At 71.4% G+C, this 26999-nt stretch carries 27 protein-coding genes; 22 read left to right on the top strand and 5 right to left on the bottom strand.

The features are described 5' to 3' along the window. Nucleotides 1-40 precede the first annotated feature (40 nt). The 4 genes from RLT59_RS10075 (at nt 41) to RLT59_RS10060 (ending at nt 3957) form a co-directional block, all read left to right on the top strand. Nucleotides 41-1252 (top strand): ABC transporter ATP-binding protein, encoded by a 1212-nt coding sequence (locus tag RLT59_RS10075; protein ID WP_311307670.1) that lies wholly within the window; start codon nt 41-43, stop codon nt 1250-1252. Nucleotides 1253-1270: 18 nt separating this feature from the next. After that, nucleotides 1271-1930 (top strand): trimeric intracellular cation channel family protein, encoded by a 660-nt coding sequence (locus RLT59_RS10070; protein WP_311303084.1) that lies wholly within the window; start codon nt 1271-1273, stop codon nt 1928-1930. 92 nt (nt 1931-2022) lie between these two features. Next, nucleotides 2023-2889, top strand: coding sequence for a thioesterase family protein (locus RLT59_RS10065; protein ID WP_311303083.1), 867 nt, complete (start codon nt 2023-2025; stop codon nt 2887-2889). A gap of 75 nt (nt 2890-2964) precedes the next feature. Beyond that, nucleotides 2965-3957: a helix-turn-helix transcriptional regulator gene (locus RLT59_RS10060; protein WP_311303082.1), complete on the top strand. Its 993-nt coding sequence runs from the start codon at nt 2965-2967 to the stop codon at nt 3955-3957. Here RLT59_RS10060 and RLT59_RS10055 read toward each other — a convergent pair. Next, a complete protein-coding gene (locus RLT59_RS10055; protein WP_311303081.1) occupies nt 3905-4768 on the bottom strand; it encodes an alpha/beta fold hydrolase in 864 nt (287 codons plus the stop codon). The genes RLT59_RS10060 and RLT59_RS10055 overlap by 53 nt on opposite strands. Before the next feature lie 49 nt (nt 4769-4817). Further along, the gene (locus RLT59_RS10050) at nt 4818-5453 is read right to left on the bottom strand and encodes a TetR family transcriptional regulator (RefSeq protein ID WP_311303080.1); all 636 of its coding nucleotides are present in this window, start codon (nt 5451-5453) and stop codon (nt 4818-4820) included. Between the two features lie 102 nt (nt 5454-5555). Here RLT59_RS10050 and RLT59_RS10045 point away from each other — a divergent pair, with 102 nt between their 5' ends. From RLT59_RS10045 to RLT59_RS10035, 3 genes are all read left to right on the top strand, one after another. Continuing rightward, entirely contained in the window at nt 5556-5717 is a 162-nt protein-coding gene (locus RLT59_RS10045; RefSeq protein ID WP_311303079.1) for a hypothetical protein, read from the top strand. 52 nt (nt 5718-5769) lie between these two features. Continuing rightward, the gene (locus RLT59_RS10040; RefSeq protein WP_311303078.1) at nt 5770-6138 is read left to right on the top strand and encodes a DUF4190 domain-containing protein; all 369 of its coding nucleotides are present in this window, start codon (nt 5770-5772) and stop codon (nt 6136-6138) included. Between the two features lie 129 nt (nt 6139-6267). Continuing rightward, a complete protein-coding gene (locus RLT59_RS10035; protein WP_311303077.1) occupies nt 6268-7437 on the top strand; it encodes a cysteine desulfurase family protein in 1170 nt (389 codons plus the stop codon). 17 nt (nt 7438-7454) lie between these two features. On the opposite strand, the gene RLT59_RS10030 is transcribed toward RLT59_RS10035, so the two are convergent. Next, on the bottom strand, nt 7455-8117 hold the full coding sequence (locus RLT59_RS10030; RefSeq protein WP_311303076.1) for an N-acetylmuramoyl-L-alanine amidase: 663 nt from the start codon (nt 8115-8117) through the stop codon (nt 7455-7457). 61 nt (nt 8118-8178) lie between these two features. Between RLT59_RS10030 and mnmA the strand changes: the two genes are divergently transcribed. The 5 genes from mnmA to RLT59_RS10005 all read left to right on the top strand — a co-directional run bounded on the left by mnmA (nt 8179) and on the right by RLT59_RS10005 (nt 13284). Then, nucleotides 8179-9309 carry a tRNA 2-thiouridine(34) synthase MnmA gene (gene mnmA, locus RLT59_RS10025; RefSeq protein WP_311303075.1) on the top strand — a complete coding sequence of 377 codons (1131 nt, stop codon included), beginning with the start codon at nt 8179-8181 and terminating at the stop codon, nt 9307-9309. Between the two features lie 112 nt (nt 9310-9421). Continuing rightward, nucleotides 9422-10690, top strand: coding sequence for an AAA family ATPase (locus RLT59_RS10020; RefSeq protein WP_311303074.1), 1269 nt, complete (start codon nt 9422-9424; stop codon nt 10688-10690). Nucleotides 10691-11225: 535 nt separating this feature from the next. Then, nucleotides 11226-11408 carry a type I restriction enzyme subunit R domain-containing protein gene (locus RLT59_RS39335; RefSeq protein WP_399126869.1) on the top strand — a complete coding sequence of 61 codons (183 nt, stop codon included), beginning with the start codon at nt 11226-11228 and terminating at the stop codon, nt 11406-11408. Between the two features lie 225 nt (nt 11409-11633). Further along, nucleotides 11634-12386: a hypothetical protein gene (locus RLT59_RS10010; protein WP_311303072.1), complete on the top strand. Its 753-nt coding sequence runs from the start codon at nt 11634-11636 to the stop codon at nt 12384-12386. Nucleotides 12387-12528: 142 nt separating this feature from the next. Continuing rightward, on the top strand, nt 12529-13284 hold the full coding sequence (locus RLT59_RS10005) for a M48 family metallopeptidase (RefSeq protein ID WP_311303071.1): 756 nt from the start codon (nt 12529-12531) through the stop codon (nt 13282-13284). 105 nt (nt 13285-13389) lie between these two features. Here RLT59_RS10005 and RLT59_RS10000 read toward each other — a convergent pair whose 3' ends face one another. Both RLT59_RS10000 and RLT59_RS09995 read right to left on the bottom strand, forming a co-directional pair. Continuing rightward, the gene (locus RLT59_RS10000; protein WP_311303070.1) at nt 13390-14190 is read right to left on the bottom strand and encodes an alpha/beta fold hydrolase; all 801 of its coding nucleotides are present in this window, start codon (nt 14188-14190) and stop codon (nt 13390-13392) included. A gap of 116 nt (nt 14191-14306) precedes the next feature. Continuing rightward, nucleotides 14307-14642, bottom strand: coding sequence for a DUF427 domain-containing protein (locus RLT59_RS09995; RefSeq protein WP_311303069.1), 336 nt, complete (start codon nt 14640-14642; stop codon nt 14307-14309). A gap of 98 nt (nt 14643-14740) precedes the next feature. Here RLT59_RS09995 and RLT59_RS09990 point away from each other — a divergent pair, with 98 nt between their 5' ends. The 10 genes from RLT59_RS09990 (at nt 14741) to RLT59_RS09945 (ending at nt 26913) form a co-directional block, all read left to right on the top strand. Next, entirely contained in the window at nt 14741-15280 is a 540-nt protein-coding gene (locus RLT59_RS09990; RefSeq protein ID WP_311303068.1) for an LOG family protein, read from the top strand. A 52-nt stretch (nt 15281-15332) separates the two neighbouring features. Continuing rightward, complete coding sequence (locus RLT59_RS09985; protein WP_311303067.1) at nt 15333-16022, top strand: SDR family oxidoreductase; 690 nt, start codon at nt 15333-15335, stop codon at nt 16020-16022. Between the two features lie 34 nt (nt 16023-16056). Continuing rightward, on the top strand, nt 16057-17082 hold the full coding sequence (locus tag RLT59_RS09980) for a methionine synthase (RefSeq protein ID WP_311303066.1): 1026 nt from the start codon (nt 16057-16059) through the stop codon (nt 17080-17082). Nucleotides 17083-17112: 30 nt separating this feature from the next. Continuing rightward, on the top strand, nt 17113-19374 hold the full coding sequence (ligA, locus tag RLT59_RS09975) for an NAD-dependent DNA ligase LigA (protein ID WP_311303065.1): 2262 nt from the start codon (nt 17113-17115) through the stop codon (nt 19372-19374). A 259-nt stretch (nt 19375-19633) separates the two neighbouring features. After that, the gene (locus RLT59_RS09970; protein ID WP_311303064.1) at nt 19634-21805 is read left to right on the top strand and encodes a putative bifunctional diguanylate cyclase/phosphodiesterase; all 2172 of its coding nucleotides are present in this window, start codon (nt 19634-19636) and stop codon (nt 21803-21805) included. Nucleotides 21806-21991: 186 nt separating this feature from the next. Next, the gene (gatC, locus tag RLT59_RS09965; protein ID WP_003966094.1) at nt 21992-22288 is read left to right on the top strand and encodes an Asp-tRNA(Asn)/Glu-tRNA(Gln) amidotransferase subunit GatC; all 297 of its coding nucleotides are present in this window, start codon (nt 21992-21994) and stop codon (nt 22286-22288) included. Between the two features lie 6 nt (nt 22289-22294). Then, a complete protein-coding gene (gatA, locus tag RLT59_RS09960; RefSeq protein WP_311303063.1) occupies nt 22295-23803 on the top strand; it encodes an Asp-tRNA(Asn)/Glu-tRNA(Gln) amidotransferase subunit GatA in 1509 nt (502 codons plus the stop codon). Nucleotides 23804-23808: 5 nt separating this feature from the next. Beyond that, the gene (locus RLT59_RS09955) at nt 23809-24042 is read left to right on the top strand and encodes a hypothetical protein (protein WP_073738655.1); all 234 of its coding nucleotides are present in this window, start codon (nt 23809-23811) and stop codon (nt 24040-24042) included. Between the two features lie 17 nt (nt 24043-24059). After that, entirely contained in the window at nt 24060-25571 is a 1512-nt protein-coding gene (gene gatB, locus RLT59_RS09950) for an Asp-tRNA(Asn)/Glu-tRNA(Gln) amidotransferase subunit GatB (RefSeq protein ID WP_311303062.1), read from the top strand. 82 nt (nt 25572-25653) lie between these two features. Continuing rightward, nucleotides 25654-26913: an SLC13 family permease gene (locus tag RLT59_RS09945; protein WP_311307669.1), complete on the top strand. Its 1260-nt coding sequence runs from the start codon at nt 25654-25656 to the stop codon at nt 26911-26913. Nucleotides 26914-26999 lie beyond the last annotated feature (86 nt).

Below are 26999 nucleotides of genomic sequence, written 5' to 3'. Positions count from 1 at the left end.
GAGCGACGTGAGTGACGTGAGCGAGAAGAAGAATTCCCCGGTGCTGGAGAAGGACGTGACAATCCCCGAGCAGGCCACCGCCTCGCGCGAGCCGTTGCTCAGGGTCGAGGGCCTGGTCAAGCACTTCCCGATCCGCAAGGGACTGTTCGGCCGCCAGGCCGCCGCGGTCAAGGCGGTCGACGGCATCGGCTTCGAGGTGTACCCGGGGGAGACCCTGGGCGTCGTGGGCGAGTCCGGCTGCGGCAAGTCGACGATGGGCCGGCTGGTCACCCGGCTGATCGAACCGACCGGCGGCAAGGTCGAGTTCGAGGGCCGCGACATCACGCACCTGTCCATGGGCAAGATGCGGCCGATGCGGCGCGACGTCCAGATGATCTTCCAGGACCCGTACTCCTCGCTGAACCCGCGGCACACGATCGGCACGATCGTCAGCGCGCCGTTCAAGCTGCAGGGCGTCGAGCCCGAGGGCGGTCTGAAGAAGCATGTGCAGGAGCTGCTGTCGCTGGTCGGGCTCAGCCCCGAGCACTACAACCGCTACCCGCACGAGTTCTCCGGCGGACAGCGCCAGCGCATCGGCATCGCCCGCGCGCTCGCCCTGCGCCCGAAGCTCGTCGTCGCCGACGAACCGGTCTCCGCGCTGGACGTGTCGATCCAGGCGCAGGTGGTCAACCTGCTCGACGACCTCCAGGACGAGCTGGGCCTCACGTACGTGATCATCGCGCACGACCTGTCGGTCATCCGCCATGTCTCGGACCGGATCGCGGTCATGTACCTCGGCAAGATCGTCGAGCTGGCGGACCGCAAGTCGCTGTACTCGGCGCCGATGCACCCGTACACCAAGGCCCTGATGTCCGCCGTGCCGGTGCCGGACCCGCGGCGCCGGGGGACCAAGAGCGAGCGCATCCTGCTCAAGGGCGATGTGCCCTCGCCGATCTCGCCGCCCAGCGGCTGCCGCTTCCACACCCGGTGCTGGAAGGCGACGGAGATCTGCAAGACGCAGGAGCCGCCGCTGATCGCGCTGAAGACCGGCCACCAGGTCGCCTGCCACCACCCGGAGAACGCCCCGGACCAGGCGCCCGGACAGCAGACGGCCGTGGCCCGGGAAACGGTCGAGCTGTCCACCCCGGCCACACCGGACAGCTCCGCGGAAAAGCCGTCCGAGCCCCTTGCCGAATCCGCCGAATCCGCCGAACCCGCCGCGGCGGACCCGGCAACACCCTCGGAGACGCCGGAGGACAGCCCGAAGGAGTAGGACCGGCACAATTGCCTTGTGCTCAACGAACTGTTCACGCCCACCGTCCAGCATGCGCTCGACATCGTCGGGATCTTCGTCTTCGCGATCTCCGGCGCTCTGCTCGCCGTACGCAAGAACTTCGATGTCTTCGGCATCGCGGTACTCGCGGAGGTCACCGCGCTGGGCGGGGGGCTGTTCCGTGACGTGATCATCGGTGCGGTGCCGCCGGCCGCCTTCACCGACCTCGGGTACTTCACCACCCCGCTGCTGGCCGCCGGGCTGGTCTTCTTCCTGCATCCGCACGTCGAACGGATCCAGGTCGGCATCAACGTCTTCGACGCGGCCGGGCTCGGCCTCTTCTGCGTCACCGGGACGGTCAAGGCGTACGACTACGGCCTCGGCCTGACCGCCTCGGCGGCGCTCGGGCTGGCCACCGCGGTCGGCGGCGGTGTGCTGCGGGACGTACTCGCCAACGAGGTGCCCTCGCTGCTGCGCTGGGACCGCGACCTGTACGCGGTGCCCGCGATCGTGGGGGCCGCGATGATCGTGCTCTGCATCCGCTTCGACGCGCTCAACGCCTTCACCAGCGGTGCCGCGGCGATCACCGCGTTCGTGCTGCGGCTGCTGGCGCTGCGCTACCACTGGCGGGCCCCGCGTGCCTACAACCGGCGCTCGGCCACGGCCGAGGAGGGATAGCGGGGGCGTCCGGAGTCTCGGCGTCCGGAAGCACCCGGCAACATCCGGAAAAAGCTACCGCTCAGTAATACAATCGGTGTACGGTGCGTTTCATGGCACAGGCAGCAACGCAGGCGGCAGAGACCGCGCAGGCGACCATCGGTGACAGCGAGTTCGACCGGGACACCGCCGTCACCCTTCGTGAGGAAGGCGTCTACGACGCCGAGCTCTCCGCCGGGTGGACGATCATCCGCGCCGTCAACGGCGGCTACCTGCTCGCGCTGCTCGGCCGCGCCCTCGGCGAGGCCCTCCCGCACCCGGACCCCCTCTCGGTCTCCGCGCACTACCTCACCGCGTCCGTCCCCGGGCCCGCGGTGATCCGCACCCAGGTCGTCCGCACCGGCCGCACCCTCTCCACCGGCGAGGCCTCCCTCTTCCAGTACGCGGACGACGGCACCGAGGTCGAACGCATCCGGGTCCTCGCCACCTACTGCGACCTGGGCGCCCTGAGCGACGAGATCCGCACCACGGCGACGGTGCCCGCCATGCCGCCCCGCGAACACTGCCTCGGCCCGAGCGACGGACCTGCCCCGATCCCCGGCAGCTCGGCCATCACCGAGCGGCTCGACATCAAGCTGGACCCGGCGACGATCGGCTGGGCCGTGGGACAGCCGTCCGGCAGGGGCGAGATGCGCGGCTGGTTCGGGCTCGCGGACGGCCGCGACGCCGACCCGCTCTCGCTGCTGCTCACCGTAGACGCGCTGCCGCCGACCTCGTTCGAGCTGGGGCTCAAGGGCTGGACCCCGACCGTCGAACTCACTGCGCACATCCGCTGCCGCCCGGCCCCCGGCCCACTCCGCGTCTCCATCACCACCCGCAACCTCGCGGGCGGCTTCCTGGAGGAGGACGCCGACGTCTGGGACAGCGCCGACCGGCTGGTCGCCCAGTCCCGCCAGCTCGCCAAGGCCCCGCGCGGCTGACACCCGGCGGCGGGCCGGAACCGGGAGCCGGGTGCCGGGAGCCCGGAGACGCGGGAGCCGGGGCATGCTGGTGCGGTGAAGTCCGACCGGTTGCTCTCGATCCTGCTGCTGCTCCAGACCCGCGGCCCGGTCCCGGCGCCCGAGCTCGCCGAGCGCCTCGACGTCTCCGTACGCACCATCTACCGGGACGTCGAGGCGCTCTCCGCGTCGGGCGTCCCCGTCTACGCGGAACGCGGCAGGCACGGCGGGATCGCCCTGCTGCCCGGGTTCCGCACCGATGTCACCGGGCTGACCGCCGACGAGTCGCGCGCCCTGTTCGTGCTGGCGGCGGACGGCGCCCACGCGGCGCTGGGCCTCGACGCGGCGATCGGTTCGGCGCTGCGCAAGGTGATGGCCGCGCTGCCCGCCCCGCACCGGCCCGCCGCCGAGCTGACCAGCCGCCGCATCCTGGTCGACCCGGTGCGCTGGATGAGCGGTCCGCCGGTCGCCGTCGACATCGCCGAGCTGCACGACGCGGTCTTCAGCGACCGGCGGCTGAGGCTGGACTACCGGCACAGCGGGACACGCAGCGCGCGCACCCTCACCGTCGACCCGTACGGCCTGGTGGTGAAGGCGGGCGTCTGGTACCTGGTGGCCGACCGGGACGGCGAACCCGGTCTCTTCCGCGCGGACCGGGTGCGGCGGGCCGTCCTCACCGACGAAGCGGTGGTGCGCAGGCCCGGCGTGGAACTGGCCCAGGTGTGGGAGGTGCTGCGCCGTCAGGTCGAGGAACGGCGCGGCGAGGTGACCCTGCTGGTACGGGTGCACCGCTCCCGTCTTGACCTGTTCCTGCGGCTGAACGCGGCCGTGCTCACCGGGGAGCCCCGGCCGGAGGAGCCGGACGGCGAGTGGCTGCGGGCCGAACTGGCCGTGGAGTCGGTGGAGTGGGCGCGTTCCCTGCTCTCCCTCGGCCCGAACGTCGAGGTCCTCGCACCGCCCGCCGCGCGCACGGTGGTCGCCGGGCACGCGGCCGCGGTCACGGCGCTGTACGGGGATCAGGGGCCGGGGGCGTCCGCAGGAAGCCGGTGAGCGCGGCGGTCAGTTCGGCCGGCGCGTCCTCCTGCACCAGATGCCCGGCGCCCTCGATGATCCGCAGCTCGGACCCGGGCACGAGGCAGGCCAGTTCGTGGCCGCGCTCGACCGGGATCCAGGTGTCCTGTGCGCCCCGGCAGATCAGCACCGGCGGCTCGATCTCGGCGTAGCGGTGCTGGATCTCGTCGGTGAACCGCTGGTCGTTCTGGCTGATCTGCCGGTAGAAGGCGGGCTGTCCGGCCTCGGTGCACCACGGCTCGACCAGCCGGTCCAGGACCGCCGGACCCAGGCCGGTGTGGCAGGCCGAGCTCACGTACTCGCGGACCAGCGCCCGGTGCAGCGCGGGCGGCAGCTGCCCGAAGACCTCCGGGTGCCCGCCGAGCAGCCGGTAGGCGGGCGAGCCCCAGGGTGCCAGCGCCACCGGGTCCACCAGCGCCGGGCGGCGGTAGCGGGCGCCGTGCAGCAGATGGGCGCGCAGGGCGACGCAGCCGCCGAAGTCATGGGCGGCCACGGCGGGTTGGCTCAGCTCCCAGTGGCCGAGGAGCTCGGTGAGCACCCGGGCCTGCGAGCCGAGCGAGACGTCCTGGCCCGCGAACTGGGCGGAGGCGCCGTACCCGGGCAGGTCCCAGACGAACACCCGGTGGTCCTGGGCCGGCGCGCGGGCCACCCCGCGCCAGACGTACGAGGAGAAGGGCGTCCCGTGCACCAGGACGACGGGCGGTGCGTCGGCCGGCCCCAGGACGGCCCAGCGGACCTCCCCGGCGGAGCTGTGGAACGTGCGGTCCAGAGTCCATGGGTCGTCGCTCATGTGCGCCGGCCTAGGGTCTGTCGTCCGGATCAGGCCGGATCAGGCCGGATCAGGGTGCGGGGTCCGGTGCGTCCAGCCAGTGCAGCCGGCCGAGGGTGACCAGCCGCAGCCGGCGCCGGGCCACCTCGGCCACCGCCCGCCCGCCGTCCGGGCCCGCGTCCAGCAGCGCGGAGGCGGTGATCACCATGTGGTCGACGTAGAGGCCGCCCAGCATCAGCAGATCCTCCTCGCTCCAGCCCCGCGACTCCGGCTCCCCGGCGAGCGCCGCCGCCACCTCCTCGGTGAACAGCCGGAGCTGGGCGGCGATGGCCTCGCGGACCGGTCCGACCCCGCCGTGCTGCTCGCGGGCGATGAACCGGAAGTGGGCGGGCTGCTCACGGACATGGCGCGCTATCAGTTCGACGCTGCGGTCGAGCCGGACCTCGCTGTCGCCGGTCTCGGCCAGGATCGCGCCGATCATTCCGTGCAGGCTGCCCAGCGTCTGCTCGACGAGAGCGACCCCGAGTGCGGCGATGTCGTCGAAGTGCCGGTAGAAGGCCGTCGGCGTGACACCGCCCGCGCGGGTCACCTCGCGCAGCCCCAGGCTGCTCAGACTCTGCTCCTCCAGCAGTCCGAGGGCGGCGTCCAGCAGGGCCTGGCGTGTCCTCAGCTTCTTGGCCTGGCGGATACCGGCGGTGTGACTCATGCCATTCAGTAAACAACTGTTCTCCGGGGCGGGGAAGGGGTGTGCGGGTCTAGACTGACAAGTCAGTGAACACTCGTGCTCTCAATTGTGGAAAGGCCGGCCATGATCGTCCTCGTCGTCGCCCTGCTTCTGCTGGGGATCGTGCTGGGAGCGGTGGCCCACATACCGCTGCCGCTGACTCTCGTCCTCGGTGGCCTCATCGGCTGCTGGCTGCTGGTCTTCGCCGTGCGCGAGCGCCTCGGCGCCCAGCGCCGGTCCCGTTGACGGCCCCGGCCGGCCGACGCCCCGCCGCATCCACCCCGAAGGAGTCCGCACCATGACGCTCACCACACTCGGCCGCCGCTCCGGAGCAACGGACGGCACGGATCCCGGCGCCGCCGCCCCCGCCGCGACCTCCGCCGGCCCGACCGCCGACGCCCCGGCCCGGTCCACCCGGTCCGCCAGGTCCACGCGGGACGCCGACGCCCTCGCGGTCGCCTCTTTCGTCCTCGGTCTCGTCGGTCTGCTGGTGATGAACATCCTGCTGGGCCCGGCGGCCATCGTGATGGCGGTCATCGCCCTGGCCAGGTCCACCGCCCGCCGCGGCCGCGCCCTGCTGGGGCTCGCGCTCGGCGTCGCCGACCTGGTGGTGCTGGCCTTCCTCGTCACCGGGAACGGCGCTGTCGGCTGGAGCTTCAGCGGCTGACGAAGAGCGATCCCGGTGCACGGGGCACCGAAATCGCGGTGCGCGGGCGCCGATTCCGCGGTGCGCGGGCGGCAATGAGCCATGCGCCCGCCCTGCGCCCCGCCGCGGGCTCGTAGAATCGAGCCCACCATGGCTTACCTCGACCACGCCGCGACCACCCCGATGCTCCCGGAAGCGATCGCGGCGATGACCGCCCAGCTCGCTGTCACCGGCAACGCGTCCTCCCTGCACGCCGCCGGGCGCCGGGCCCGCCGTACCGTCGAGGAGTCCAGAGAGACCCTCGCCGACGCCCTCGGCGCACGCCCCAGCGAGGTGGTCTTCACCTCCGGCGGCACCGAAGCGGACAACCTCGCGGTGAAGGGGCTGTACTGGGCCCGCCGCGACGCCGACCCCCGCCGCACCCGGGTGCTGGCCAGCCCCGTCGAGCACCACGCGGTGCTCGACGCCGTGGACTGGCTGGCCGAGCACGAGGGCGCGACCGTCGAATACCTCCCCGTCGACCGCTACGGGCGCGTCCACCCGGACGCGCTGCGCGAGGCGCTGGTCCGCAACCCCGACGACGTCGCGATGATCACCGTGATGTGGGCCAACAACGAGATCGGCACCATTTTTCCGGTACGTGAACTGGCCTCGGTGGCGCGCGAGTTCGATGTGCCCATGCACGCCGACGCGGTGCAGGCCTTCGGGCAGCTGGAGGTCGACTTCGCCCGTTCGGGGCTGGCCGCGATGACCGTCAGCGCCCACAAGATCGGCGGCCCGTTCGGCGTCGGCGCACTGCTGCTCGGCCGCGACTGCACCCCCGTACCCGTGCTGCACGGCGGCGGTCAGGAGCGCCACGTGCGCTCCGGCACCCTGGACGTTCCCGGCGTCGCCGCGTTCGCCGTCGCGGGACGGCTCGCCGCCGACGGGCGCGAGGACTTCGCCCGGGAGACCGGCGGCCTCCGAGACCAGCTGGTCGCGGCCGTGCTGGCGGAGGTCCCGGACGCCCTCCTCGGCGGCGACCCGGCCCCCGGCGGGCGGCTCCCGGCCAACGCGCACTTCACGTTCCCCGGCTGCGAGGGCGACTCCCTGCTGCTGCTGCTGGACGCCCAGGGCATCGAGTGCTCGACCGGCTCCGCCTGCACGGCCGGGATCGCCCAGCCCAGCCACGTCCTGCTCGCCACCGGCACGGACCCGGACCTGGCGCGCGGCACCCTGCGCTTCTCGCTCGGCCACACCACGACCAAGCAGGACATCGACGAGGTGGCACGGGCGATCGGCCCGGCGGTGGAACGGGCCAGGACGGCCGGACTCAGCTGAGCACGGGCGGCCCGGCCTCAGCGCCGCGCCGCCCGCACCAGCTTCATATAGCGGTCCCAGTCCCAGCCCCTGCCCGGGTCCGTGTGATCGGCGCCCGGCACCTCCACGTGCCCGATGATGTGCTTCCGGTCCACCGGTATCCCGTACCGCTCGCATATCGCCGCGGTCAGCCGGGCGGACGCCGCGTACATCGCCGCCGTGAAGTCCTGCGGGCGGTCCACGAAGCCCTCGTGCTCGATGCCGACGCTGCGTTCGTTGTACGAGCGGTTGCCCGCGTGGAACGCCACGTCCAGCTCGCGGATCATCTGCTCCACATGGCCGTCCTTACGCACCACGTAGTGCGCCGCCGCCCCGTGCCGAGGGTCCTGGAAGACCCTCACGGCGCTCTGGAAGCTGCCCTGCGTGACATGGATGACCACCCGGTCGATGCCGTAGTCGTCGGGGCGGTCCGCCCGCCGCCAGTTCGACGGCGAGGCCGCCGTCCACCGGGCCCGCGCGTAGTCCACCTCGCCGGGCTTACGGGGCTTCTCCACGCCCGGCAGCCGCCACCAGGCACGTTTCAGCTGGTCATGGGCGAGCGCAGCCGTACCGGCCGCCGTGACGGCGCCACCGATCAGCACCGAACGCCGGCTGATGCCGGTGCCGGAGCCTTCGGCGCCTGTCGTGCCCTTGGTCCCCATGTGGTCGACAACGCATATCCATGAGCGTTCGGTTCCCGCCGCCCCGTACCCTGGTGGAGCTATGACTCAGACTTCCCAGCGCCCCCTCCGTGTCCTCGCCGCCATGTCGGGCGGGGTCGACTCCGCCGTCGCCGCGGCCCGCGCCGCAGAGGCGGGCCACGACGTGACCGGTGTGCACCTCGCCCTCTCCGCGAACCCGCAGTCCTTCCGGACCGGGGCCCGTGGCTGTTGCACCATCGAGGACTCCCGCGACGCCCGCCGCGCCGCGGACGTCATCGGCATCCCCTTCTACGTCTGGGACCTGGCGGAACGCTTCCGCGAGGACGTCGTGGAGGACTTCGTCGCGGAGTACGAGGCCGGCCGCACCCCCAACCCCTGCCTGCGCTGCAACGAGAAGATCAAGTTCGCCGCGCTGCTCGACAAGGCCCTCGCCCTGGGCTTCGACGCCGTCTGCACCGGCCACTACGCCACGGTCGTGCTCGCCGCCGACGGCAGCCGTGAGCTGCACCGTGCCTCCGACATGGCCAAGGACCAGAGCTATGTGCTGGGCGTCCTGGACGAGCGCCAGCTCGCCCACGCCATGTTCCCGCTCGGTGACACCCTCACCACCAAGGACGAGATCCGCGCGGAGGCCGAGCGCCGGGGCCTGGCCGTCGCCAAGAAGCCCGACAGCCACGACATCTGCTTCATTGCCGACGGCGACACCCAGGGCTTCCTGGCCGACCGCCTCGGTGGCACGGCGGAGGGCGACATCCTCGACGAGTCCGGTACGAAGCTCGGCACCCACGAGGGCGCCTTCGGCTTCACCATCGGCCAGCGCAAGGGCCTGCGCATCGGCCACCCCGCGCCCGACGGCAAGCCGCGCTACGTCCTGGACATCTCCCCGGTGAACAACACGGTGACCGTCGGCCCCGTCGAGGCACTCGACGTGACCGCCCTGACCGCGATCAAGCCCCGCTGGTGCGGCACCCCGCCGTCCGGCCCCGGCACGTACACCGCCCAGCTGCGCGCCCACGGCGGCGAGACCGAGGTGAGCGCCGAACTCCTCGACGGCACCCTCCACGTCTCGTTCACCGAGCCGGTGCGGGGCGTGGCCCCGGGCCAGGCGGTCGTGCTGTACGACGGGACGCGCGTGGTCGGGTCGGCCACGATCGCGACGACGGTGCGCCGGGAGACGGCCGCGACGGGCTGACTGGTCAGGGCTGGCACGTCCGGTGCCGGCGTCATAGGCTGCGCATGCGGATCGTCCGCATGCGGTGTACGTACGACGGGGCCAGCCTCCCCGTCCTGTCGGGAGGCCGGGGGTGCTACTGCGTTTCCGGGTGGCCAATCACCGCTCGATCCGCGATGAGTGCGAGCTGTCGCTGATCGGACCGGATCACGGTGACGGCAACGCCCGAGTGACCGGACTCCGTCACGACGGGCACGACGTATCGGCGCTGCCGGTGCTGGGCATCATGGGCTCCAACGCCGCGGGCAAGAGCAACTTGCTCAGTGCGCTGTCCGACATGCGCCATGCGGTCCGCACATCCTTCGCCGACTGGACGAAGTCTCCCGGCGTGCCTCGCGAGCCCTTCAAGCTCGACCCCGCGTGCGCGGACGAGACCAGTCCGTACGAGGTCGATCTCTCCCTCGGTCGCAGCGGGACCCGCTTCACGTACGGCTTCGAGCTTTCTGACGATCGCGTCGAGACCGAATGGCTGCACGCCTACCCCGGGGGCAAGCGGGAGACTTGGTTCGATCGCGAGGCGGGGCGACCCGAAGCGGAGGGCGGGGAGTTCGTCTTCGAGAGCGAGGGCTTCACCGGGAATCGCGAACTGCTGATGTCCGTCACTCGACCGAATTCTTTGTTCCTCTCCACCGCCGCGACTCTGAACGACCGCCAACTCTCCCCACTGCACCGGTGGTTCCTGGACAACCTGTGGCTGGTGACACCCGGTGAGGATGTCGGACACCGCACGAAGTGGACGCTGGACCTCGTCGAGCGGAACGCGAAAGACGGGTACCGCGAGCGGGTCCTTCATCTGCTGGCTGCCGCCGATCTCGGCGTCACGGGCGTGGAGGTCGACCCGGAGACCGGAGCGGTCAGACTGCGGCACCGCACCGGAGACGGAACCGACACCCCGCTGGACTTCCTCACCGAGGAGTCCTTCGGCACGCACGCCTGGTTCGCCTTCCTCGGGCCCATGTTCACCGTGCTCGACAAGGGGGCGGTGCTGCTCGTGGACGAGCTTGACTCCTCCTTGCACCCGACGCTGGCGGCGGAGGTCGTACGGATCTTCCAGGATCCGAAGGCCGACCCGCGCAACGCGCAACTGATCTTCACCACGCACGACGCCACTCTTCTCGGCAGCGACGTACTGGACCGGCCGCTCGGCCCTGACCAGGTCTGGATCGCGGCCAAGGACCGGTCGGGCGCGACGGAGATCTATCCGCTGACCGCCGCCCACCCGAAGGACGGCGAGAACCTGGAGCGTGGCTACCTGCGCGGGCGCTACGGCGGGGTGCCCCGCGTCAGCGCGGGCGAGATCGCTCGCGAACTGTCCTGGCTGGAGGAGAAGGCAACAGCGTGAGTACGTGGGGTGAGCAGCAAGGACAACACGGTACCGAGGGGCAGGAGGACGAGCCGCCCCGGCGGAAGCGTAAGAGCCGCAAGGGAGAGGAGAAGCCTCTCGTGGCCCCCGCGCCACCGCCTCCGGCCGATACGCGGGCGCAACGGGTGCTGTATGTCGGCTGCGAAGGCGAGTCCACCGAGCCGGACTATCTCAACTACCTCAACGAACGCTTCGGGGACGGCAGCCTCACCCGTGGTGATCTCCGAGGCCCAGCCGAACAGCGGGCGCAAGGACCCCGGGACATGGAAGTGCTGGACGTCGAGGTCACAGCAGGACGGCTACATCGAGCGTTTCCAGAAAGGCCTCGGTGACCCGTTTGCCGCTGCCGAAGACCCCGCGTGGAAGGCATCCGCTCACGGGAACTCGGCCTCCGGGCTGGGCACGCCCGGCGGAGCGAGGGAGAAGTGGCACCCTGACGGGCAGCAACCGGACCCGCCGGTGAACGAGAGCGAGGAACCGGACGAGGGCCCCATGGCCGCCGGTCGTGCAGTCGATGCTGCTCACCGGCTTAGATGCCCCCGTTGAGCAAGTGCTCTACCTCGACCGCGCACTGTCCGGCGCGGGGTTGCTCCAGGCGGTCGCCCGTACCAACCGCCCGTACCGGAACAAACGTTGGGGGCAGGTGGTCGACTTTGTCGGGATCGGTCCGGAGCTGGCCAGTTCGCTCGGGGACTAAGAAAAGGCGCACCTGCGTGAGCTGTACGGCTACGACGCGTCCGTCGACCACCTGGACAAGAAGACGTTCACGGGCGACCAGCCGGTTCGGGACCGTCTGCTGCGCCAGGCCGACGCGGCGGCCATCGCCCTGCTCGCAGATCTGCGTAGCCACGTCTCCGACTTCCTGGACCGGCTGGGTATCACCTCCCTCAAGGCGGAGGAGCAGCGGGAGGACCTGCTGGCCGTGCTTGAGGACCCGTTGCTGCGCGCCGATTTCGACGAGCTCGCACGTGACTTCCTCAGCGCCCTCAACGCCGTACTGCCGCGACCCGAGGCACTGAAGTACGAGGCGTTCGCAGGGCTCCTCGGTGAGGTTCAGTACCTCGCCCGCCGCCGCTACCTCGACGGTCGTGACGATTTCAGCCCGCGTCGCTACGGCGCGAAGATCCGGCAGCTGATGGCACGGCACCTGAAGGTGACGAACATTGAGCAGCGAGTCCCTCCCGTCGAGCTCACCCCTCCCGACTTCATGGAGCGAGTCAACGCCAACAGTGATGCGCGTACCCGGGTTTCGTACATGTCCAGCTCGGTGAAGGTGCGCATCGCAGCCGAAATCGGCTCCGATCGAGCCCGTTACACACGCTTCAGCCGACGGCTCGACGAGATCCTGCAGCAGATGCGGGACGACTTCGAGAAGGCGGCCGTCGAGCTCACCCGGCTTGTCGGCGACATGAACGAGAACGAGGCCGAGGACGCAAATGCGGGCAGCGGTCTCGACCCGTGGACCGAGCGGCCGGTACACGGGCTGCTCGTACAGGAGCTGGAGGACGGTGCGCTGACTCCGCCGGGTGCCGACCTGACGGCAGCCGCCCGTGCCCTCACGGTGGAGATCGCCGGGCATGTGCGCTCACCGGACATCGTGCACCTGACGGATACCAGGGACCGGGTCCGCAAGCACCTCCGTGACAGTCTGGAAAGACATGTCTCCCTGGAATGAGAGGACACCGGCCCGCTCGCCGGACTCCTGGTGGAACTGGCCGTCGAGCGCCGTGACGACTTCCTGCGGTACGGGGAGTGCAATGAGCGCTGAGTGAGGGGCGTCGCAGGGAATCCGCGTTGTCGGATGGTAGGAATGCCCCGTGAGTACTCCCGTCCACCGGGCGATCGCGGCACTCCCCGTGCCCGGGGAGTGGACGTGGCAGGTTGTCGTACGGCTACGACGGCGCACGCTGGGCATCGAGGTAGACGAGAGCGGGGATGTCCTGTTCGCCGTACCGCCGAACGCGGACCCGGCCGCCGTCGCACGGGCCGTGCGGACGAGGCTGCCACGCCTGGCGCGCGAGGTCCGGGACAGGCGGGCGAGGCCGGATGAGCCGGCCAAGGAGCTTGTCGGCGGCACTGGCTCCAATTACCTGGGGCGACGCCACCGTCTGAGGCTCCTGCCTGCTGGAGAGGGCGGCCGTGTGAGGCTGTACCGGAGCTGGCTGGAACTTCCCAGGCCGCGCACGGCCGACGAGGGCGCCCGCCGGATTGCTCAGTGGTACGAGGCGTGCGGCACGCGGTGGCTCGCCGGGCGGTTGTCCTCGTACGCATCACGCATCACGCATCACGCATCACGCGTCGGGCTGCCGGCGCCCCGGGTCGAGGCCCGTGATCTGGGACCAAAGTGGGGAGCACTCGGGCAGGACAGAGACATCGCGGTGCACTGGGCGGTTCTGCAGTTGCCACCGTCGTTGGTGGACCTGGTACTGGTGCATGAACTCTGCCACCTGCGGGCGCCCGGTCATGGCGTGGCGTTCCGCCGGCAGGTGAGACTTGTGCTTCCGGATGCCGAAGAACGGGAGAAGCTCTTCGCGGACGCCGAACCCGTCCTGTGGCGTGGAGCGGTTCGGTGACCTCGTACAGCTGAAACCCGCCAGGCCGCGAGTCGCGGTATACCCCGCGCGGATACGCCCGACCCCTGTACGGGCGTATCCGCGCGGAGTGCTTTCAGGCCCCCCTCAGGACGCCTGGCCCACGTACTCGTGCCGGGTGAAGAACTCCGCCAGTACCGGGGCGACCACCTGCGGTGCCAGCTCCCGGGCCTGGCCCGTCAGCGTGCGGTGGCGGCCCCGGGGGAGGGCGTCCGCCAGCTCCTGGCTCGCCGCCCTCGCGGTGTCCGGGCTGAAACCGCCGCCGACCACCAGGGTCCGTGCCGTGACGGCGGCGAACCGCTCGGCCGGCACCGCGCCGGTGCCGAGCAGCGCGTCGTCGTACGCCAGGGTGTGCGCCACGGATTCCAGGGTCGGCCACAGCGGCGCCCGCCGCATCCTGGCGATCAGATCGGTTGGGATGCCCGTCACGCTCAGGAACAGCTCCACCGCGCCGTCCCGGTCCCCGGCGGACAGCAGCCGGTGCAGCCGGGCCGTGCAGTCCGCCTTGAACAGCAGACCGGCGGGGCCGGGGGTGTAGGGCGGTTCGTACACCGCGAGCTGATCGACGGGGAGCCCGGCGGCCTGCGCCTCCAGGGCCAGCGCGCCGCCGGCCCCGACGCCGAACACCGAGGGGCGGCCGCCGACCGCCTCGACGAGCGCGCCCAGGTCCTCGATCTCGCGCTCCACCGCGTACGGCGCGCGGTCACCGCTGTCGCCCCTGCCCCGCCTGTCGTAGGTGACCACATGGAAGCGGGGCGCCAGCAGGCGGGCCAGCGGGGCCTCGGTCGCGGCCGTGGCCAGGGCCCCGCCCACCAGGATCACCGGCGGTCCTTCACCCCGGCGCCGGTACGCGATCGGGGTGCCGTCGCGGGAGAGAGTCTTGTCCATGTGGAGGTGGACTGCGGGGTGCGGGAAAACTCATCGCCCGGAGCGAAAGGTTTCTGAATTTTCTCTCCGCGCCTGCTCGCAGGGGCTGTTGAGCGGTGCTGACCTCCGGTCAGGCTTCAGCCGGCGGCCGTCTCGGTGTCGTAGAAGCAGAAGTGGTTCTTGATCGCGGCGACTTCCTCCTTCGGCTCCGGGTACGCCCAGACCAGGTCCGCCGCGTCCGGCAGCGACCAGTAGGAGGCATCCCCCTTGAACGGGCAGTGGGTCCGGGTGTCGGAGGCCGTCAGCAACTCGGTCCGGACGTCCTCCGGCGGCAGGTAGTAGCGCACCGGACAGCCGGTCTCGCGCAGGACGAGCGGGCGGCGGCTCTCCGCCAGCAGTACGCCGTCGTGGATCACCCGCACATGCTCGGCGGCGGGCTCCACGGTGATGAGGTGTCCTCGGGTGGCAGTCATGTCTGGTTCAGCGGCGGGGCACGCCCGTTTCTTCCCCCTCTTGTCCGGCGGCTTCCCCGGCGGCACGGCTGTCGGTGGCGGGTTCTACCGTGGAGGCCATGAACATCTGCGTATTTCTCTCCGCCGCCGACCTCGACGAGCGCTACACCCGGCCCGCCCGCGAATTCGCCGAACTGCTCGGCCGGGGCGGACACACCCTGGTCTGGGGCGGCTCGGAGAGCGGGCTGATGAAGGTCGTGGCCGACGGGGTGCAGGAGTCGGGCGGCAAGCTGGTCGGGGTCTCGGTGGACTTCCTGGCCGCGAAGGCCCGTACCAACGCGGACGAGATGGTCATCGCGCGTGACCTCGCGGAGCGCAAGGCGCTCCTCCTGGAGAAGTCCGACGCCGTCGTGATCATGGTGGGCGGCACCGGCACCCTCGACGAGGCGACCGAGATCCTGGAGCTCAAGAAGCACGGCAAGCACACCAAGCCGGTCGTGCTGCTCAACACTGCGGGCTTCTACGACGGACTGCGCCAGCAGTTCCAGCGCATGGAGGACGAGGGCTTCCTGCCGCTCCCGCTGACCGACCTGGTGTTCTTCGCCAAGGACGGCGTGGGTGCCCTGGCCTACCTGGAGCAGTCGTCCGGCCTGCAGTGATGCGGCGGCAGTGACGTGAAGGGGGCGGTGTGACGGGTGCGACGATGGGGGCATGTCCACTCACCTCATCACCGGCGCCGGTTCCGGCATCGGCGCAGCAGTCGCCCGCCGTCTCACCGAGCGCGGCGCCGAACTCGTCCTCCTGGCCCGCGACGCGGGCCGCGCCAGGGAACTCGCCGCCATGCACCCCGGCGCCCGCACGATCGTCGGGGACCTCGCCAACCCGGACCGGCTCTCCTGGGCCTTCGCCCAGCAGCCGGTGCCGGAGCGGCTCGACTCCCTGATGCACATCGCGGGCGTCGTCGAGCTCGGTCAGGTCGGGGAGCTCACGCCCAAGGCCTGGCACGCCCAGCTCAACGCCAACCTGGTGGCCCCGGCCGAGCTCACCCGGCTCTTCCTGCCGCAGCTGCGCGTCGCACAGGGCCACGTCCTCTTCGTCAACTCCGGCGCCGGGCTCGCCGCGAGCCCCGGCTGGAGCGCCTACGCGGCGAGCAAGCACGGGCTCAAGGCGCTGGCCGACTCGCTGCGTCAGGAGGAGCACGGCAACGGGGTCCGGGTGACCACCGTCTACCCCGGCCGCACCGCGAGCCCCATGCAGGCCAAGGTCCACCAGCAGGAGGGCAAGGAGTACGACGCCGAGCGCTGGATCGACCCGGAGTCCATCGCCACCACGATCCTGATGGCGATCGACCTGCCGCGAGACGCCGAGGTCAACGACCTCACGGTGCGACCCGGCCGCTGACGGCACGGGCCCGCGACGGCCGTAGGCTTCCGGCGTGAGCGAGAAGAGCAAGTTCAGGATGTGCCCGGCCACCGGAATCGGTTCGATGCCCGGAGGGGACGCACGGGAGGCGGCGAAGACCGTCACCGGCTCCTTCGGGGACGGTCAGGGCGTGCCGTATCTGGCGGAGCTACCCGCGCGCGGACCGGGCGCGGACATGATCGGACGGACCATCGGACTGCTCGTCGAGATGTACGGGCACGTCGAGCCCAGCGGCTGGCGGATCAGCGACCGGCCGGGGCGCGACACCCGCCGGGCCCGCTCCTGGCTGGGCGAGGACCTCGACGCGCTGGAGGAGTTCACCCAGGGCTACGAGGGCCCGCTCAAGGTCCAGGCCGTCGGGCCCTGGACGCTGGCCGCCGCGCTGGAGCGCCGGGGCGGCGAGGCCGTGCTCGGTGACCCGGGCGCCTGCCGCGACCTGGCCGGATCGCTGACCGAGGGGCTGCGCGACCACCTCGCGGAGGTGCGCCGCCGGATGCCCGGCGCGCGGGTGATCCTGCAGCTCGACGAACCCTCCCTGACCGGTGTCCTGCGCGGGCGGGTCAGGACGGCGAGCGGCTACCGCACCTACCGGGCGGTGGACCGCCAGCTCGTCGAATCCACCCTGCGCGAGGTGCTGGGCGCGGCGGGCGAGGGCGCCACGCTCGTCCACACCTGCGCGCCGGAGGTCCCGTTCGCGCTGCTGCGCAGGGCCGGGGCGGACGGCATCTCGTTCGACTTCTCGCTGCTCACCGAGCGTGAGGAGGAGGCGATCGGGGAAGCCGTCGAGGGCGGTACCCAGCTGTTCCTCGGGGTGGTGCCGGGCACGGACCCGGCCTCGGACGGATTGTCCGACCCGGGCGGTAGCGTCATGGGTGTCAGGACGCTGTGGCGCAGGCTGGGGCTGAATCCGGGGACTCTCACCGAGTCCGTCGCGATCACTCCGTCATGCGGCCTCGCGGGCGCGTCACCCGCGTACGCACGGGCCGCGCTCGCCCACTGCGCTCGGGCCGCGAAATCGCTTGCGGACAACCCTGAGTAACGGGGCACTGGGTAACGGGAGGACGGGACGATGGCCGGCGAAGAGCAGACGGCAGGGCCGGTGGAGGCGGGGACGGAGGTGCCGCCGGAGTCGCGCGAGCGGCACGCACTCCTCGCCGAACAGATCGAGGAGCACCGCTTCCGCTATTACGTGAACGACCAGCCGGTCGTCAGCGACGCCGAGTTCGACCGGCTGATGCGTGAGCTGGAGGCCCTGGAGGACACGTATCCGCCGCTGCGTACGCCCGACTCGCCGTCGCAGAAGGTCGCGGGGCCGTACCGGACGGAGTTCACCTCCGTCGAGCACCGCGAGCGGATGCTGTCCCTGGACAACGCCTTCGACGACGAGGAGCTGGCCACCTGGGGCGAGCGCGTCGCCCGGGACGTCGGCGCCACCGGCTACCACTTCCTCTGCGAGCTGAAGATCGACGGCCTCGCGGTCAACCTCACCTACGAGAACGGCCTGCTGACCCGGGCCGCGACCCGGGGCGACGGCCGCACCGGCGAGGACATCACGCCCAACGTCCGGACGATCGCGGAGATCCCGCACCGGCTGAAGGGCGACCGCGTCCCGGCGCTCGTCGAGATCCGCGGCGAGGTCTTCTTCCCGATGGAGGGCTTCGAGGAGCTGAACGCCCGGCTGGTGGAGGCGGACGACAAGCCCTTCGCCAACCCGCGCAACGCGGCGGCCGGTTCACTGCGCCAGAAGGACCCCAAGGTCACCGCGAGCCGCCCGCTCCACATGGTCGTCCACGGCATCGGCGCCCGCGAGGGCTTCGACATCGACTGCCTCTCGCACGCCTACGAGCTGCTCCAGGGCTGGGGCCTGCCCACCGCCAAGTACAACAAGGTGGTCGACTCCCTGGACGGCGTACGCGAGTTCATCGCCCACTTCGGTGAGAACCGGCACTCGGTGGAGCACGAGATCGACGGCGTCGTCGTCAAGCTCGACGAGATCCCGCTCCAGGGCCGGCTCGGCTCCACCTCGCGCGCCCCGCGCTGGGCGATCGCCTGGAAGTACGCGCCGGAGGAGGTCAACACCAAGCTGGTCAACATCCGTGTCGGCGTCGGCCGTACCGGTCGCGTCACCCCGTATGCCCAGGTCGAACCGGTCGAGGTGGCGGGCTCCGAGGTCGAGTTCGCCACCCTGCACAACCAGAACGTGGTGCGGAGCAAGGGCGTCCTGATCGGTGACACGGTGGTGCTCCGCAAGGCGGGCGATGTGATCCCCGAGATCCTCGGTCCGGTCGTCGACCTCCGTGACGGCACCGAGCGGGCGTTCGTCATGCCCACCGAGTGCCCCGAGTGCGGCACGGAGCTGCGGCCCATGAAGGAGGCCGACATCGACGTCCGCTGCCCGAACGCCCGCTCCTGCCCGGCTCAGCTGCGCGAGCGCGTCGCCTATCTGGCGGGCCGCAAGTGCCTGGACATCGACCACTTCGGCTATGTCGCGGCCGCCGCGCTGACCCGCCCGCTGGAGCCCGCGGAGCCGCCGCTGCGCGACGAGGGCGACCTCTTCGGGCTGACCGTCGAGCAGCTGCTGCCGATCCGGGCCTATGTCCTCGACATGGACAGCGGACTGCCCAAGCGCGACCCGAAGACGGGCGAGGAGAAGACCGCGCTGGTCTTCGCCAACCAGCAGGGCGAGCCGAAGAAGAACGCCGTCGGGATGCTGGACGCCATCGCGGCGGCGAAGGAAGCCCCGCTGGCCCGCATCCTCACCGGGCTCTCGATCCGCCACGTCGGGCCGGTCGCCGCGCAGGAGCTGGCCCGTCAGTTCCGGTCCATCGACCGGATCGACGAGGCCACCGAGCAGGAGCTGTCCGACGCCGACGGGGTCGGACCGATCATCGCGGCCTCGGTCAAGGCGTGGTTCGCCGAGGAGTGGCACAGGGAGATCCTGCGCAAGTGGCGGGAGGCCGGGGTCCGGATGGAGGACGAGGGGGCCGGTGAGGAGGAGGGGCCCAGGCCGCTCGAAGGACTCACCGTCGTCGTCACCGGCACCCTGGCCTCGCACACCAGGGATGGCGCGAAAGAGGCCCTCCAGAGCCGCGGGGCGAAGGTGACCGGGTCCGTCTCGAAGAAGACCTCCTTCGTGGTGGTCGGTGACAACCCCGGCTCCAAGTACGACAAGGCCATGCAGCTGAAGGTCCCCGTGCTGGACGAGGACGGCTTCGCCGTACTGCTCGCGGACGGCGCCGACCCGGCGCGCGAGGCGGCTGTGCCGGCCGGGACGGCTGAGACGGCTGAGACGGAGCCCGGTGCGGGGGCCGATGCCGGGGCCGGGGAGTAGCGCCGGTCCCCGGTGCCGGTGCCGCGGTGCGGGGAGTCGTGGGCGTACGCCCGGATTCACCCGGTCGGCGCATAGTAGATGCTGACGGACGGTCGGTTCGCATTCGGGCAAGAGATGTAGACCGCTGCCCCTGGAAGCCCTCTGCGGCCTACTGTTGAGGGATGCGTCCGCGGAGCCCGGCCGCCGGGTGTGCGGGGCGCGGTGGCAGGGAACGGAACGATCAGGTGACATCGGCACCGCCGGCTGTGAGAGGGACGGAATGAAACCGACCGAGAACGCCGCACCGGTGTCGCGGCTGCAGGGTTTCGCCGGACTCACGCCCAAGGTGGGCATCGTCGTCGTGGCCCTCGCCACCGTCCAGCTCGCGACCGGCTTCTACCGGACCGTGAGCGGCGGACACGCGATCTTCCCGGACGGGAAGGCCGGCTGGTCGCTCGCCGTACTCACCGGGATCGTCGTCGGCCACCTGGTCGCGCTCGGCCGCGACCGCTGGTGGGGCGGCACCGGTTCCGGAGCCGCCCTCACGCTCGCCGTGCTGCTGCTCTACGGCTGGGTGCCCGCCGGACTGGTCAGCCTGGTCGTGGTCGTACTCGTCGGGATGGCCCGCAGGCACCGCTGGTGGCAGGGGCTGCTGCACGGCGCGGTGGACATCCTGGGGGTGGGCGCGGCGGCACTGGTCATGGCCGCGTTCGGTGAGGTGCAGACCGTCGAGTCGCCCTGGCAGCCACTCGACTGGGGCATCGACGCCGTCCCGGAAGTCCTCCTCGCCGCCTCCACCTATCTGCTCGTCACCCGGGTACTGCTCTGGTACGCCCGCTCACCCCAGGGTGGCGGACTGCCGACCGCGGCCCGCACCGCGCTGCTCCGCCAGGGCCTCGTCGCGGTCGCGCTGCTCGGCATCGCACCGCTGATCTGCGTCGTCGCCATGGCCATGCCGGTCCTGCTGCCGCTCTTCGCAGTCCCGCTGATCGCACTCGACTCCACGCTCTGGATCGCCCGAGCGCGGGCGGAGGAGCAGCTGCGGGACCCGCTGACCGGACTGCCGAACCGCCAGTGGCTGCTGGAACGCACCTGGACGGCCCTGGAGGAGGCCGAGAGCGTCGGCTCCCGGGCCGGACTGGTCCTGATCGACCTCGACCGCTTCCGGGCGGTCAACGACACCCTCGGCCATCTGGCCGGGGACCGGCTGCTGCTGCAGATAGCGGAACGGCTGCGCCTCGCCCTGCCGCGCGGGGCGGAGGTGGCCAGGCTCGGCGGCGACGAGTTCGCCGTCCTGCTGCCCACCGCCGACTCCACCACCAGCGCCATGCGGGTCGCCCGCCATCTGGTCGCCGCGCTCTCCTCCCCGCTCGACCTCGACGGGCTCACCCTGGTGCTGGAGGCCAGCGCCGGTGTCGCCGTCCACCCCGATCACGCGGTGGACGCCGAGGGGCTGCTGCGCCGCGCGGACGTGGCCATGTACCAGGCCAAGCGCGACCGCACGGGCGTCGAGGTGTACGAGTCGAAGCGCGACAGCAACACCCCGGACCGCCTCGGGCTCCTCGGTGACCTGCGGCGCGCGCTGGACGCCGGAGAGGTCGAGCTGCACTACCAGCCCAAGGTCCGCTTCGACGGACAGGTGGCCGGCCTGGAAGCCCTGGTCCGCTGGGTGCACCCGGAGCGGGGGCGGGTCCCTCCGGACGAGCTCATCGCGATCGCGGAGTCGTCCGGGCTGATGCCGCACCTCACCGAGTACGTACTGGAGACGGCACTCGCCCAGGTCGCCCGGTGGCGGGCGCAGGGGCTGTTCGTCCCGGTCGCGGTCAACGTCTCCCCGCGCGACGTCCACACCCCCGGATTCGCGGGCGGCGTCGCGGCCCGGCTGGCCCGGCACGGCGTCCCGGCGGGCGCCCTGCAGCTGGAGATAACGGAACACGTGCTGCTGGAGGACCCGCAGCGGGCCGCGGACACGCTGGCCGGGCTGACCGGGCACGGCGTGAAGATGTCCCTGGACGACTTCGGCACGGGGTACTCCTCCCTCGTACACCTGCGCCGGCTGCCGGTCAGCGAGCTCAAGATCGACCGCTCCTTCGTGGCCCGGCTCGCCATCGACCACGAGGACGCGGAGATCGTCCGCTGCACGATCGACCTGGCGCACTCGCTGGGCCTGCTGGTCGTCGCGGAGGGCGTCGAGGACGACGAGACCTGGGAGCGGCTGCGGGACCTGCGCTGCGACGCGGTGCAGGGCTGGCTGGTGGCGGCCGCGATGCCGCCGCAGGAGACGACCGCCTGGCTGCGGGCGCGGGGCGAGCACGGGTGGCGGCGGCCGGCCGAGCTGGCGGCAGCGGCGGCGGCCGCGGCAGCCGCGGCGAGTGTGGCCGCCGCCGCGACGCCCGAGCTGGAGCAGCGGCCGTCCGGGCGGACGGCGGGCTCACGGCCGGCGACGCCGTAGGACGGGGCGCGGGGCCGGCGGGGTGACCGGAGGCGCCCGGCGGCCGCTTTGTCCTCAATCGCCGGACGGGCTTGATCGGGATGCGGCCCGGTTTGGATCCTGTGTGTGGGACGGGCTTGATTTCGCGCACCCGGACACCCCATAGGATTGGACCAAAACCACACACCAACCCCTGAGGATCGCTGCATGCCTGGCATCACGCGCGAGGAGGTCGCCCACCTCGCCCGGCTGGCGCGTCTGGAGCTGAAGGGCGAAGAGCTCGATCACTTCGCCGGTCAGCTCGACGACATCATCGGCGCGGTCGCCCGCGTCTCCGAGGTCGCCGACCAAGACGTACCGCCGACCTCCCATCCGCTGCCGCTGACCAACGTCATGCGGGCGGACGAGGTCCGTCCCTCGCTCACCCCCGCGCAGGCGCTCTCCGGCGCCCCGGCCCAGGAGCAGCAGCGTTTCAAGGTGCCGCAGATCCTGGGGGAGGACTAAAAAGCCATGACGGACATCAGCACCATCATCAAGCTCACCGCCGCGCAGACCGCCGAGAAGATCGCTTCCGGCGAGCTCACGGCCGTCGAGGTCACCGAGGCCCACCTGGCCCGGATCGAGGCCGTCGACGAGAAGGTCCACGCCTTCCTGCACGTCGACCGCGAGGGCGCGCTCGCGCAGGCCCGTGCCGTCGACGCGAAGCGGGAGGCGGGCGAGAAGCTCGGCCCGCTGGCCGGCGTCCCGCTCGCGCTCAAGGACATCTTCACCACGCAGGACATGCCGACCACCGTCGGCTCGAAGATCCTCGAAGGCTGGGTCCCGCCCTACGACGCGACCGTCACCAAGCGGCTCAAGGCCGCCGACGTCGTCATCCTCGGCAAGACCAACATGGACGAGTTCGCCATGGGGTCCTCCACCGAGAACAGCGCCTACGGCCCGACCGGCAACCCGTGGGACCTCACCCGCATCCCGGGCGGCTCCGGCGGCGGCTCCTCCGCCGCCCTCGCGTCGTTCGAGACCCCGCTCGCCATCGGCACGGACACCGGCGGCTCCATCCGCCAGCCCGCCGCCGTCACCGGCACCGTCGGCGTCAAGCCCACCTACGGCGGCGTCTCCCGCTACGGCATGGTGGCCTTCTCCTCCTCCCTCGACCAGGGCGGCCCCTGCGCCCGTACGGTCCTGGACGCGGCGCTGCTGCACGAGGCCATCGCCGGACACGACCCGCTCGACTCGACCTCCATCGACGCCCCGGTCCCGCCGGTCGTCGAGGCCGCCCGCAACGGCTCCGTACAGGGCATGCGGGTCGGAGTCGTCAAGCAGTTCTCCGGCGAGGGCTACCAGGCCGGTGTCGTCCAGCGCTTCAACGAGTCGGTCGAGCTGCTGAAGTCGCTCGGCGCCACGGTCGTCGAGCTGGACTGCCCGTCCTTCGACCTCGCCCTTTCGGCGTATTACCTCATCGCGCCGTCCGAGTGCTCCTCGAACCTCGCCCGCTTCGACGCCATGCGCTACGGCCTGCGGGTCGGGGACGACGGCACGAGGTCCGCGGAGGACGTCACCGCGCTCACCCGCGAGGCCGGCTTCGGTGACGAGGTCAAGCGCCGCATCATCCTCGGCACGTACGCGCTCAGCTCCGGCTACTACGACGCGTACTACGGCTCCGCGCAGAAGGTCCGCACCCTGATCACGCGGGACTTCGAGAAGGCCTTCGGAGAGGGCGGCGTCGATGTGATCGTCTCCCCGACGACGCCCACCACCGCCTTCCCGATCGGTGAGCGCGCCGACGACCCGATGGCCATGTACCTCGCGGACCTGTGCACCATTCCGACCAACCTGGCCGGCAACGCCGCCATGTCGCTGCCGTGCGGCCTGGCACCGGAGGACGGCCTGCCGGTCGGACTGCAGATCATCGCCCCCGCCATGAAGGACGACCGGCTGTACAAGGTCGGAGCCGCCGTTGAGGCCGCCTTCGTGGAAAAGTGGGGACACCCACTGCTTGAGGAGGCTCCGTCGCTGTGAGTGCCATGGCAAAGAAGGCCACGAACTTCAAGAAGTCCAAGACCGGGCTCTACGTATCGCTCGGCAGCACCGCGTTCGGCGCGATCAGTGTTGCCAAGCAGATCAGGCTCGCGCGGAACGACAACGACACGCTGCGCCTCATCGACGCGACCGTGTCCGCCGCCGCCATCGTCACCGGCCTCGCGATCCTCTATCGCGAACTGAAGCGTCTCGGCGACGACGACGTCCTGCTGGGCTGAGAGGGAAAGTTTTCACCGTGACTGCTGTCATTGACCTGGAGTCGTACGAGGACGCCCTCGCGACGTACGACCCCGTCATGGGCCTCGAAGTCCATGTCGAGCTGGGTACCAAGACCAAGATGTTCTGCGGCTGCTCCACCGAGCTCAAGCAGGACGCCAACTCGCAGACCTGCCCGGTCTGCCTCGGGCTGCCGGGCGCGCTGCCGGTCGTCAACGAAATCGGCGTCGAGTCCGCCATCAAGATCGGCCTCGCGCTGAACTGCGAGATCGCAAAGTGGTGCCGGTTCGCCCGGAAGAACTACTTCTATCCGGACATGCCGAAGAACTTCCAGACCTCCCAGTACGACGAGCCGATCGCCTTCGACGGCTATCTGGACGTCCAGCTGGAGGACGGGAAGATCTTCCGGGTGCAGATCGAGCGCGCCCACATGGAGGAGGACACCGGCAAGTCGACCCACGTCGGCGGCGCCACCGGCCGTATCCACGGCGCGTCCCACTCCCTGCTCGACTACAACCGCGCGGGCATCCCGCTCATCGAGATCGTCACCAAGCCGATCGAGGGAGCGGGCGCACGGGCACCAGAGGTCGCCAAGGCGTACGTCGCCGAGCTCCGCGAGCTCATCAAGGCGCTCGGCGTCTCGGAGGCCCGGATGGAGATGGGCCAGATGCGCTGCGACGTGAACCTGTCGCTGCGCCCGCACGGCCGCGAGGCGTTCGGTACCCGCTCGGAGACGAAGAACGTGAACTCGCTGCGTTCCGTCGAGCGGGCCGCCCGCTTCGAGATCCAGCGCCACGCCGCGGTGCTGAACTCCGGCGGCACGATCGTGCAGGAGACCCGGCACTTCCACGAGGAGGACGGCTCCACCACGGCCGGCCGCATCAAGGACAACGCCGAGGACTACCGCTACTTCCCCGAGCCCGACCTGGTGCCGGTCGCCCCGGCCCGGGACTGGGTCGAGGAGCTGCGGGGCGGGCTTCCCGAGCTGCCCCGGCTGCGCCGCGCCCGGCTCAAGGAGGAGTGGGGCATCAATGAGCACGACATGCAGTCCATCCTCAACGCGGGCGCGGTCGAGCTGATCGTCGCGACGATCGACTCGGGCGCCCCCGCGGACCAGGCCCGCAAGTGGTGGATGGGCGAGCTGGCGCGTAACGCCAACGAGACCGGCCGGGGCCTCGACGAGCTGGGTGTCACCCCCGCGCAGGTCGCCCGGGTGGCCGAGCTCGTCGCCTCCGGCGGCCTCAACGACAAGCTGGCCCGCCAGGTCCTCGAAGGCGTCCTCGCGGGCGAGGGCGATCCGGACACCGTCGTCGAGAAGCGCGGCCTGAAGGTCGTCTCCGACGAGGGCGCGCTGTCCACGGCGGTCGACGAGGCCATCGCGGGCAACGCGGCCATCGCGGACAAGATCCGCGGCGGCAAGGTCGCCGCGGCCGGCGCGCTCGTCGGCGCCGTCATGAAGGCCACCCGCGGCCAGGCGGACGCGGCCCGGGTGCGTGAGCTGATCCTGGAGAAGCTCGGCGTCGAGGGCTGAGCCCTTCCCGCACGTCCCGAGGGGGCGGTGCACCGGGTCCTGCCCGGCGCACCGCCCCCTTTTCACCGGTCCGGAGAGTCCGCTGAACACCGTCACCGCCGAGATCGTCTCCGTCGCACTCCTGCTGGTGGTGCTGGCGTTCGCCGTCGTACGCCCCAGGGGCCTGCCGGAGGCGACCGTCGCCGTGCCCGCCGCGGTGCTCGTGATCGCGCTCGGCGCGGTCTCCTGGCCCGAGGCCAGGTCCCAGCTGGCCGACCTGCTGCCGGTCGTCGGATTCCTCGCCGCGATCCTGGTGCTGGCGCAGCTCTGCGCCGACGAAGGGCTCTTCAGGGCCGCCGGCGACCTGGTCGCCCGCGCCTGCGGCGGGCGGACCGGCCCGCTGCTCGCGGGCGTCTTCGTCGTCGCCTCGGCGATCACGGCGGTGCTCAGCCTGGACGCCACCGTGGTCCTGCTGACCCCGGTCGTCCTCGCGACCGCCGCCCGCGTCGGTGCCCGTCCCCGCCCGTACGTGTACGCCTGCGCGCACCTGGCCAACTCCGCGTCGCTCCTGCTCCCCGTCTCCAACCTGACCAACCTCCTGGCGTTCACGGCCAGCGGCCTCTCCTTCACCCGTTTCGCCGCCCTGATGACGCTGCCGTGGCTGGCGGCGATCGCCGTCGAGTACGTCATCCTGCGCCGGTTCTTCGCGGCCGACCTGGCGGCGGGCGCGCACCCGCCACAGGAGGACGCGGACCGGCCGGGGCTGCCCGTCTTCACCCTGGTCGTCCTGGTGCTGACCCTGTGCGGATTCGTCGTGACCTCGTTCGCGGGCGCGGAACCGCTGTGGGCGGCGCTGGCGGGCGCCGTCGTGCTGGCCGTACGGGCGCTGCTGAGGCGGGAGACCACCGCGAAGGGCCTGGTGCACTCCGCCAACGTGCCGTTCTGCCTGTTCGTGCTGGCGCTGGGCGTCGTCGTCAAGGCGGTCGTCGACCACGGCCTCGGTACCGGCATCGCCCGGCTCCTGCCGGAAGGCTCCTCGCTGGGCGCGCTGCTGGCGGTGGCCGCGGTCGCGGCGGTGCTCGCCAACCTGATCAACAACCTGCCGGCGATCCTCGCTCTGCTCCCGGTCCTCGCGGCGGCCGGACCGGGGCCGCTGCTGGCCGGGCTGATCGGGGTGAACCTCGGGCCGAACCTCACGTACGTCGGCTCGCTCGCCACGCTGCTGTGGCGCCGCATCCTGCACACGCACGACGAGGCGCCGGAGCTCGGCCACTTCACCAGGCTCGGGCTGCTGACCGTACCGGCGACGCTGGCGGTGTCGACGGTCGCGCTCTGGGGGGCGCTTCGGGTGATCGGGGTGTGACAGGCCCTCCGCGAGTCCGCCGGACGGCCGAGGCCATGTCGCCCATATGCGGATCCGACGCCTGTGAGTAAGGCCACGAATCGGGC

The sequence above is a fragment of the Streptomyces sp. ITFR-6 genome, from assembly GCF_031844725.1.
Lineage (GTDB): Bacteria > Actinomycetota > Actinomycetes > Streptomycetales > Streptomycetaceae > Streptomyces.
This window is presented reverse-complemented; position numbering and strand designations above follow the sequence as displayed.

Excerpts from the sequence above, each read along its gene's own strand:
- RLT59_RS09970 (WP_311303064.1), top strand. The coding sequence starts at position 19,634 with ATGAAACCGACCGAGAACGCCGCACCGGTGTCGCGGCTGCAGGGTTTC.
- gatC (WP_003966094.1), top strand. The coding sequence starts at position 21,992 with ATGCCTGGCATCACGCGCGAGGAGGTCGCCCACCTCGCCCGGCTGGCG.
- RLT59_RS10000 (WP_311303070.1), bottom strand. The coding sequence starts at position 14,190 with ATGGACAAGACTCTCTCCCGCGACGGCACCCCGATCGCGTACCGGCGC.
- gatA (WP_311303063.1), top strand. The coding sequence starts at position 22,295 with ATGACGGACATCAGCACCATCATCAAGCTCACCGCCGCGCAGACCGCC.
- RLT59_RS10050 (WP_311303080.1), bottom strand. The coding sequence starts at position 5,453 with ATGAGTCACACCGCCGGTATCCGCCAGGCCAAGAAGCTGAGGACACGC.
- RLT59_RS09995 (WP_311303069.1), bottom strand. The coding sequence starts at position 14,642 with ATGACTGCCACCCGAGGACACCTCATCACCGTGGAGCCCGCCGCCGAG.
- RLT59_RS10040 (WP_311303078.1), top strand. The coding sequence starts at position 5,770 with ATGACGCTCACCACACTCGGCCGCCGCTCCGGAGCAACGGACGGCACG.
- RLT59_RS09985 (WP_311303067.1), top strand. The coding sequence starts at position 15,333 with ATGTCCACTCACCTCATCACCGGCGCCGGTTCCGGCATCGGCGCAGCA.
- RLT59_RS10065 (WP_311303083.1), top strand. The coding sequence starts at position 2,023 with ATGGCACAGGCAGCAACGCAGGCGGCAGAGACCGCGCAGGCGACCATC.
- RLT59_RS09990 (WP_311303068.1), top strand. The coding sequence starts at position 14,741 with ATGAACATCTGCGTATTTCTCTCCGCCGCCGACCTCGACGAGCGCTAC.
- RLT59_RS10055 (WP_311303081.1), bottom strand. The coding sequence starts at position 4,768 with ATGAGCGACGACCCATGGACTCTGGACCGCACGTTCCACAGCTCCGCC.
- RLT59_RS10035 (WP_311303077.1), top strand. The coding sequence starts at position 6,268 with ATGGCTTACCTCGACCACGCCGCGACCACCCCGATGCTCCCGGAAGCG.
- RLT59_RS10030 (WP_311303076.1), bottom strand. The coding sequence starts at position 8,117 with ATGGGGACCAAGGGCACGACAGGCGCCGAAGGCTCCGGCACCGGCATC.
- RLT59_RS09955 (WP_073738655.1), top strand. The coding sequence starts at position 23,809 with ATGGCAAAGAAGGCCACGAACTTCAAGAAGTCCAAGACCGGGCTCTAC.
- RLT59_RS39335 (WP_399126869.1), top strand. The coding sequence starts at position 11,226 with ATGCTGCTCACCGGCTTAGATGCCCCCGTTGAGCAAGTGCTCTACCTC.
- mnmA (WP_311303075.1), top strand. The coding sequence starts at position 8,179 with ATGACTCAGACTTCCCAGCGCCCCCTCCGTGTCCTCGCCGCCATGTCG.
- RLT59_RS10045 (WP_311303079.1), top strand. The coding sequence starts at position 5,556 with ATGATCGTCCTCGTCGTCGCCCTGCTTCTGCTGGGGATCGTGCTGGGA.
- ligA (WP_311303065.1), top strand. The coding sequence starts at position 17,113 with ATGGCCGGCGAAGAGCAGACGGCAGGGCCGGTGGAGGCGGGGACGGAG.